Source organism: Coleofasciculus sp. FACHB-712 (genome assembly GCF_014695635.1).
Classification (GTDB): domain Bacteria; phylum Cyanobacteriota; class Cyanobacteriia; order Cyanobacteriales; family FACHB-T130; genus FACHB-T130.
The window spans coordinates 1-6,215 of sequence record NZ_JACJOQ010000628.1 but is presented as its reverse complement, the minus strand read 5'-3'; the positions used below and the strand labels follow the sequence as shown (position 1 = coordinate 6,215).

Below are 6,215 nucleotides of genomic sequence, written 5' to 3'. Positions count from 1 at the left end.
TTAATCGTCAAAAAAAAGAAACTCACAAAGCCACAATTAAAGAATTTCCAACTCAAAAATCAAGGAAAGGCGAGAGAAATACTCGCTCTTACAAACCTCAACATTCTCCAATACTGACTGGGCTTGGAATCGGGATTGCAGCGAATAGTTTAGTAATAACAGGCGGACTTTATTCTCTGCTGAATGCTTTTCCGTCAGAGTCTTCATCAAACATTTTAGTTATAGCGAAGGACAAATATCAGACAGGAGATGTTCAAGGCGCGATCGCGCTAGCACAATCTATTCCCTCAGAAAGCTCTATCTATCCAGAAGCTCAATCCACCGCACGCGAGTGGAGCCAAGAGTGGCATACCGCTGCTGCTCAATTTCAATCCGCCGAACAAGCATTTAAAGAAAGCCGGTGGTTAGATGTGCTAGAAGCAGCTCGTAAGATTCCTAAAATTTCCTACTGGCAAGAAAAAATAGCGCCACTTGTTCAGAAAACTCAACCCAAAATTGAAGCAGAATCTCAACAATTATTAAAAAAAGCCTACGAGCGAGCGGCAGAAAAAGACTTTACCAGCGCCCTAAACTATCTCAAACTCATTCCCCAACAAACGCCTGCTGGGGCAAAAGTTCAGACAAAGATTGCTGAATATACCCAAAAGCAACATATCAAAGCTGATTATCTGTTACAACAAGCCTACGAACGAGCATTCAGAACAGACTTTGCGGGTGCGTTAAATTATCTGCAACAGATTCCCCAAGACACCCCTACCTACGCCAGAGCTTTAGCCAAGAGTGCAGAATATACCGAAAAGCAGCACCTCCAAGCTGAAGCCGAAAAAAAGGCGGAAGCTCAAAAAGCAGCAGCTCAATCTGCTTCCCAGATTTCAGCAGAACGCCAAGATGCTAGAAGTCGGAAAGTCGGTGCAACGTATCGAGATATGAACCCTGGTAGCCGCCTCCAAGAAGTTACGCTAAGACTCATTCCCTAATTCAGGCAGTAGGCCATTGATCTTCCCCCCTGCTCCCTCTGGAGTCTATTGCAACAGGTTCTGTTTTAAGGCTACGTTAAGGGAAGGTTTTCCACTGATGGGCTGCAATGAGTCAAAAGAACGAAGGTATAAAAATTCTTAGCGATAACCGGCAAGCCCGTTTCCTCTATGAAATTTTGGAAACCTATGAGGCGGGAATAGAGTTAACTGGCACCGAGGTTAAATCGATTCGTCTGGGTCAGGCCAATCTACGAGATGGCTATGCCCTGATTCGCAATGGTGAGATATGGCTGCTGAACGTCCACATTTCGCCCTACAAGGGCATCGGCGCATTTTTCAACCACGACCCTCGTCGCACTCGCAAATTGCTGCTGCACCGCCAGGAAATCCGCAAGCTGATTGGCAAGGTGGAACAGCAAGGTTTAACGTTAATCCCTCTGAAAATGTATTTGAAGGGGGGTTGGATTAAAATTAGTTTGGGTCTTGGCAAAGGTAAAAAGCTGCACGACAAGCGCGAAGACGTCAAGCGGCGCGATGATAAGCGCGATATGGAACGGGCGATGAAAAATTACTAATGAAATCGGGAAATTGGGAATTGACGTGAGTTTGGAATCAGAAACAGACAAAGACAGCTAGGTTGAAAGTGCTGGATTCGCATCTGCTTATCTGATACTCATACTCAGGAAAGATACTCAGGCAAGAAAAGTTCTGCGGCGTTAATAGCCCCCCGCTCAATTGGGGACAAAAGACAAATTGAAAGTGAAGCGTCAACAAGCCGGAATTGGGATGAAGTTCTACTCCGATCGCCAGAAGCGTCGCTCAAAGTTAATTTTGGCTGTGTGTCTCATCTCGTCGATAACGAATTCCATTCACTTCTAAAGTTGGATTAGCGGAGCTGTAGTTTTCCAGCTCTCGAACATCGTCATCAATATAGAAAATGGCTTGAATGGGACCATAGCGCTCTCGAATCGCCAACTCAATGCGCTCGGCAATCAGAGAAGCAATTCCCATAAACTCTGGATGCAGAATTAGATGCATCTGCACCAACACCAAACGCCCGACAATTCCTCGCGACTCAATCTGGTAACAGTGGGTGACGCCCCCAACCTGACGGGCAATTTGCGCCAAAACTTCGGGAGCGATCGCAGTCTGCTGCACCATTAGCGGTAACTGCCAATTCACCACGTACCAACAACTTCTCACGGCTAGAAGAACCAAAAAAACTGCCAGCATTACGTCGAGCCAGAAAATTCCCCACATCACGCCTACCAAGCCTGCTACTACCAAGAGGGTTAGCCCCACATCCTTAAACAACTGAATGGAATTAAACCGCACAGCAGGGCTATTTAAAACTCTGGCTTGGTACACGCCGATGAGGGCGAGGACTAAGGTTGTGGAGACAACCACTCCCAGCAATTGAATTAGGGGTAGACTCACTGCGGTGGGATACGGGAGATCGACAACCTTGGTCGCAGCGACTAGCTGCTGGGCGGACATTCCCAGTAAATTTAAGCAAGCAAAGCCCAAAAAAGCCACGAGCAGAAGCGTTGCCACGCTCTCCAGTTTGCTATGACCATGCACTTCGCGCCCTGCTAGACGGTCGGGTGCGGCAGTGACGAGCAAACTCAACAGGATACTGAAGCTGGTAATCAGGGTGTGCAGCGACTCCGCTAGCAGGCTGAGCGATCGCGTTGTCCAACCTGCTGAAACTTTAACGGATAAAACGAACAAGGTGAGCCAAAGCGTCGCAAATAAAACCCGACGACTGGCGCGATAGCGATTCTTTGCCTCGGTCATAGCCTTTTAAGGAGTTATTAGTTTTTGGTTGTTAGTGTTTAGAAGTTTGGTTACTCTAGCAACGAACAACGAACAACGAACAACTCATGTCAAACCCTTCTTTTTCTAACCAGGTAGTTGAGGTCAACTCTCCCGGTTTAGATGCCAAGGCGATTCGATTATTAGTTTTAGACATTGATGGCACGATTGCCGGTGTATCCAACACTATCAGAGAACCTGTACTTCGGGCAATTCGTGCCGTTCAAGCAAAGGGTATTCACGTTGCGATCGCGACAGGTCGGATGTATCGTTCTGCTTTGCGCTTCCATCAACATGTTGGCTCCACATTGCCTGTGATGGCTTATCAAGGTGCTTGGATTCAAGACCCCATCAGCCAGAAAGTTCTGCGTCACTCGCCTGTTTCTGAGCCAATGGTATTGCAACTGTTGGAACACTTTGAGGAACCGGAATTGCGATCGCTACTTTCCGTCCACTTCTACATCAACGACCAGTTGTATGTCAGAGAACTGACATCGGCAACCAAAGCTTACTCAGAACGCTCCGGCATCCAGCCTATCGTTGTTGGCGACCTGCGGAATACCCTCTCGATTGCTGAACCGACGAAAGTTTTGGCGCTCTGTGACGATACAACCGTGATTGAAAATTTGCTCGGAACGTTACGAAAGCGTTACACCCCAGCCGAACTTTACCTGACTACCTCTGTTGCGACTTTCTTTGAAGCGACTCACCCTAGTGTGAATAAAGGAACAGCAGTGCGTTACTTAGCCGAAGAGATATTAGGGCTAGACGCCGCTAATGTCATGGCGATTGGCGATAACTTTAATGATTTGGAGATGCTTGAATACGCTGGGATTGGTGTTGCGATGGGGGATGCACCCGCAGAGGTTCAAGCGATCGCTCAGTGGGTGGCTCCTACTGTAGAGAAAGATGGTGCCGCCGCTGCCATTGAAATGTTTCTACTTTAAAACCCTTTAGATCAGAAAGAGGACCGACGACTGGCCGTGTTTCGTCTCGGTCCCCTCACTGGTTCGCTCCTCACACAAGAGCAATAGTATTGCATATCATTCCATTTGTCTAGTGCTTTTTACAAAATTTTCTAACTAGGGGTAGGTGGTGGTACGACTAAAGTTCGATGGGTGCCAAGATGCCCAGCCTGTCTTGCAAGAGGAATTTCAAAATTGCGCGAGTTACTCCCACTAACCCCAATCTTGCCTGCGCCAGATCGGGCATCTGAGTCTTGACTTCGCCAAAAATGCGACATTCACGCTCAAAGGTTTCAAAAGCCTGAGTCGCATCAAACGCCCGTTTTCCCCACTTCAGTTGATTCATGCCCCCCAGTTCATCTAGCAACCCCAACAATTGGGCGATCAAGTGACGTTCTGCTGGATGAACCAACTGGAGTTGCCCGTCCGCAGTCAGCCAAGGAATTGGCTCTGGGTAGACTAGCATCAGTGCAGGCGAGTCATTGAGCTGGATTATCTTCTCCCGGTGCCCTAAGCGCAGCAAAGAGCAGCAACGGGCATGGATGTACTGTACTTTTGAAAGACTTGATAGGGGTTGGGGGTAAGTCATCGGTACCCGGTAATCGGGAATTGGTAATAGGTAATTGGGAACTCCCTGGCTTTGACTCACCCCTACTACCAAAAGCTGCAACCAACGGGCTATTTCCGTATCGGTGAGTTGGAAGTCAATGAAACCGGGAGGAATCACTTGAATTGTCAAATTTTGTAAACCCACCTTTCCCTGAGCGTCATCGACGCTAGTACAGAGATAGGCAGCTAGCTCAGTTGCAATTTCCAATGCTGGCAGGTGCCAGAGAGCTGCAAATTTGAGGGCGACACTCGACCTGTATCGGATGCCTTTACCCTCCTGAAATCGCTGGAGAGGGATTTCAGCGCCGCTCATCAACTCAGCCAACGGCGTATTTTCCTCTGGCGGATGTGAAGCGATCGCGTCCTTGTCGAGAAGGTATCTTTCTCTGTACAAACCGATAGCTGCTTGTAGCTGAATAAGCATCTGTTGCTTCAGCGATGGGTAATGAACAGCCGGTAAATTCACCTTCACACTCACTCCCTTTGAAAGGCGTATTTCGCTTATCTAGTCTAGTTTTATGACCTCTACCTAAGGTTAGAACTTTCCCAGAATAATATCTAACTCAAGCAGGCGCGTGAGGAAGTATTTTTTGCTACCTTGTAAGCTTGGTAAAATTTATAAAAGATCATCGCTTGCCACTTATGCAATCACCATCCTCCACATCAGAGGTATCTCGACCGTTTTTAACCTGGCAACGGATTCTAGACTGGGCGCAGGAACACTACCGTTATCGGACTTTCAGTAAAGATGAGCGAATTCCAGCTAGACCAGGACTTTTGTATTTAGTCCAACGGGGTGCCGTCCGCTTAGTCGGTACGGCTCAAGTTAGCGCTAACACCAGTTCTTCCGCGGCTAAAGTCCTGCGTTTGAGTCCAGAAGAAGCTTTTTTAGGCTTTGTGGGTGCAGGACAACCGTTTGAAATTGTTGCCCAGTCACCGTTTACCCTTCAGGCTTATGCCCACGTCGATCAAACTTCTGTAGTTTGGATGTACTGGCATGACCTGGACAACTGGCCTCACTTCCGTCGCGAAGTATTTGATGCGTTCCGGTATCAGCACCAGCGCAAGCTACTGTGGCTGAGTACCCTAGGACAGCGACGGACAATCGATCGGCTGTTGGGATTCCTGACGCTGTTGATCGAAGAATTTGGCGAACCCCAAGATAGCGGTTACTGTCTGCCATTTCCCCTAACTCATGCCCAAATTGGCAGTGCCATCGGTTCTACCCGTGTCACTGTGACTCGCTTAATGGGTAAATTACGTCAAAAAGGATTAATCAGAACTCAAGGGGATAATTTGCTCTGTTTACCTGCGTCTGCTTTGAGTGTTAACAATAATTAGCTTTTTGAGCCGATTGCCATCAGTTTGTTGTCCTGACGATTGCCCTTTCATGGCTACCAGCCTATTAATGACGAAGGGGTACAAAATCGTAGCCGGTACCGGAGGTGGTACCCGGTTGAATGCGGACGAGAATGACGGCAGCATTGCGATCGCCTGACGGTAAAAACCGGATGATGCCCGATGCCCCAGTAGACGAAAAATCCGATGCAATTAGGGATTTTTGGACTCCGGTTCGCGTGGGATTGCGCTGCAAGGCTGCAATCAAAGCCTGGGTAGCGTCATAAGACAAAGCGGTACGCCAACTGACATTGCCACCCCATAGTTGTCGGGATTGGCGGGGAAAGTTAGAAGTCGGATCGCCATTGATATGCCAAGGCACTGCCAGCACCATCTCAACTGCTGCCTCACCGCCCACTTCCAAAGTCTTGGGTGTGTAAACATCATCTCCCCCCAAGAGCTTTAATCGTTTGCGATTTAGCTGCACGACTTGCAGGGCTTTGTCTAAAGT

Annotated in this window: 6 protein-coding genes and 1 pseudogene; 4 read left to right on the top strand and 3 right to left on the bottom strand. The window is 48.1% G+C overall.

Annotated features, from left to right (window positions below; translation table 11 throughout):
* Both H6F50_RS23360 and smpB read left to right on the top strand, forming a co-directional pair.
* Window positions 1–977 (top strand): annotated as a pseudogene (locus H6F50_RS23360) (serine/threonine protein kinase); the annotation flags it as partial.
* 107 nt (window positions 978–1,084) lie between these two features.
* Window positions 1,085–1,552 (top strand): SsrA-binding protein SmpB, encoded by a 468-nt coding sequence (gene smpB / locus H6F50_RS23355; RefSeq protein WP_190413167.1) that lies wholly within the window; start codon window positions 1,085–1,087, stop codon window positions 1,550–1,552.
* Window positions 1,553–1,802: 250 nt separating this feature from the next.
* On the opposite strand, the gene H6F50_RS23350 is transcribed toward smpB, so the two are convergent.
* On the bottom strand, window positions 1,803–2,774 hold the full coding sequence (locus H6F50_RS23350) for a cation transporter (protein WP_190430534.1): 972 nt from the start codon (window positions 2,772–2,774) through the stop codon (window positions 1,803–1,805).
* A gap of 86 nt (window positions 2,775–2,860) precedes the next feature.
* Here H6F50_RS23350 and H6F50_RS23345 point away from each other — a divergent pair, with 86 nt between their 5' ends.
* Entirely contained in the window at window positions 2,861–3,739 is an 879-nt protein-coding gene (locus H6F50_RS23345; RefSeq protein WP_190430533.1) for a Cof-type HAD-IIB family hydrolase, read from the top strand.
* A gap of 157 nt (window positions 3,740–3,896) precedes the next feature.
* Here the strand turns inward: H6F50_RS23345 and H6F50_RS28085 are convergent, their stop codons facing one another.
* Window positions 3,897–4,838, bottom strand: a complete 942-nt coding sequence (locus H6F50_RS28085; RefSeq protein ID WP_190430532.1) for a DALR anticodon-binding domain-containing protein — start codon at window positions 4,836–4,838, stop codon at window positions 3,897–3,899.
* A gap of 170 nt (window positions 4,839–5,008) precedes the next feature.
* On the opposite strand from H6F50_RS28085, the gene H6F50_RS23335 reads away from it, so the two are divergent.
* Window positions 5,009–5,707 carry a Crp/Fnr family transcriptional regulator gene (locus H6F50_RS23335; RefSeq protein WP_190413159.1) on the top strand — a complete coding sequence of 233 codons (699 nt, stop codon included), beginning with the start codon at window positions 5,009–5,011 and terminating at the stop codon, window positions 5,705–5,707.
* 64 nt (window positions 5,708–5,771) lie between these two features.
* Here H6F50_RS23335 and H6F50_RS23330 read toward each other — a convergent pair.
* Window positions 5,772–6,215 (bottom strand): ABC transporter substrate-binding protein (locus H6F50_RS23330; protein WP_190430531.1); only part of this gene is annotated, 444 nt, incomplete at its 5' end.